At 64.5% G+C, this 605-nt stretch carries 1 protein-coding gene; it reads right to left on the bottom strand.

The window, feature by feature from the left end; translation table 11 throughout:
* The coding region (gene flhC, locus GTZ97_RS16430; RefSeq protein ID WP_161652083.1) for a flagellar transcriptional regulator FlhC at positions 1-515 on the bottom strand (515 nt) is incomplete at its 3' end.
* Positions 516-605 lie beyond the last annotated feature (90 nt).

The following is a 605-nucleotide window of genomic DNA, read 5'->3' as shown; positions in this document are numbered from 1 at the left end:
GCGGCCTTGCCCTTGCCGGCGCGGGCGGGTGGGTTGCACAGGCCGCAGGTGAAGTGGCGGGCGATCTCGTGCGGGTGGGTCACGAAGTGGCCGCCGCACTTGTTGCACTTGGTCATGGTCAGCATGCCGTTGTCGATGAACTTGACCAGGCGCCAGGCGCGGGTCACCGACAGCAGCGGCTCGAGGCCTTGCGACTGGGTCTGTTCCAGGTAGAGCTGGTAGGCCTTGATGACGGTGTCGATCTCGTCGATCTCGATGGCCTTGTTCAGGTACTCGTGGATGTTGAGAAACAGGCTGGCGTGGATGTTGGGCTGCCAGGTCATGAACCAGTCGGTGGAGAACGGCAGCTGGCCCTTGGAAGGCGACTTGCCGGCGACTTCCTTGTACAGGCGCAGCAGGCGCTCGTAGGACATGTCGGTTTCGGATTCCAGCACCTGCAGGCGGGCGCCCAGCGAGATCAGGGTGACGGCGCGTTCGATCTGCTTGGCTTCGGTCAGGAGGCTCTTGGTGCGCATGGTGGGGCTCCGGGGACGTGTCGGGTTCGAGGGGAAATCAGGCGGCGATCAGGCGGCTTCTTGATGGCGGCCGGCCATCAGGATGGAGGC

The organism is Aquabacterium fontiphilum (assembly GCF_009909205.1).
Lineage (GTDB): Bacteria > Pseudomonadota > Gammaproteobacteria > Burkholderiales > Burkholderiaceae_C > Aquabacterium > Aquabacterium fontiphilum.
This window is presented reverse-complemented; position numbering and strand designations above follow the sequence as displayed.